The organism is Haloferax profundi, from assembly GCF_001469865.1.
Classification (GTDB): Archaea; Halobacteriota; Halobacteria; order Halobacteriales; family Haloferacaceae; genus Haloferax; species Haloferax profundi.
The window spans coordinates 1-1,327 of record NZ_LOPV01000496.1 but is presented as its reverse complement, the minus strand read 5'-3'; the positions used below and the strand labels follow the sequence as shown (position 1 = coordinate 1,327).

Here is a 1,327-nt window from a genome sequence, read left to right as displayed (position 1 = left end):
CAGTGTGTTCCACAACTAATACCTCGCGTGAATCACCTTCCTTGAGTTTTCCACGTGGAACTAACGTTGGAATACCGAAAATCCGACCCCTGCTGCCCTCTTCGGTCGTCCCGTCAACAACCATCTCGGTTCGCTCTCCAACTGCCGGGAGCGACCCAGTTTGAAGGCCACGAACAGAACACCGGAGACAATACGGTTCCACACTGCTAACGCCGAGAATAAGAGTTCCTTTGGAAACCCATAGGTCCGGAGGAATCTCAACGGGGATCTGTTCTATTAGGATGACGTCGTCATCAGGTGTCAATTTTGAGGTCGGGATTTCGATTTCGTCACCAACATTTGGTCTTCTTTCTGGTGGTAGCGAATCGACACCCACGTGTACCCCTGCGGCAGTCACCGCTTTGACACCGAGTCGGACGTTTCCTGCTGGCCAATTGCTCCTTTCTGGAAGGAACACAGGAAGAGAATCGACGAAGCACAATCGACCGTTTCGTGACTTGTAATCTTCGGCCGATATAAATAGCTCATCTCCAACTTTAGGGAGTCGTTTGAGTACATTTACACCTGCGACTACGAAGCCGTCATTTGCCTGGACGAAACCTACGTCTACCTTTTCTCCAACCAATTCACACCCACCAGGGATTACGATGGGAACTCCCTTGTAAGAACCAACACCATCTTCACCGTCTTGGTGAGTGACGTGGAGTCTGATTTTGTCTGAATGTTCGAGTGATCGGATGTCCGGGCACCGAGCGACCGTCCCCACAAGAATCGAAGTATTGACGCCAATAATTTTACATTTGAGTGACTCTACACCCTCTGGAATCGAACCAGGGATCCAGACGGGGACGTCTCTCGTTAAGCACAATGTTCCCTTGTCTTCACGGTGAAGTACTGTCACTTCAACCACGTCCCCCACTTCTGGTCGGTCTGTCTTTCCTAATTTGCTTACATCAACAGTCAAAACACCGTCTGAATACTCGGATACTTTTGCCTTGAAAGGTTCAATTGACTCAAGACAATTCAGGGCTCCAGGAAGAACAGTCGGGAGACCGTCGCTAGTACCGTAGCCTACACCCTCAGTCACTTCGTGAAGTCTAACGTAAATCACGTCTCCTTCAGCAGGCCATACCGCATCAGGGAGAGCGCTTTGACTCGTGTGAAGGTGGGTATTGAAGACGTATTCAACACCGACACGCAGTACTACTCCTGGTTGGGCAATAACAGTGTCTGCATACACAGGTAAGTTAGAATCAACTGTGTACCCCCCCGTATTTTTGTTGTCGTAACTAGTTTGTTGAACATTCATTTCGACGACATCGCCTGG

At 49.5% G+C, this 1,327-nt stretch carries 1 protein-coding gene; it reads right to left on the bottom strand.

Going from position 1 to position 1,327, the window contains the following annotated elements; genetic code table 11:
• The coding region (locus tag AUR66_RS22205) for a hypothetical protein (RefSeq protein ID WP_197409822.1) at positions 1–1,327 on the bottom strand (1,327 nt) is incomplete at both ends.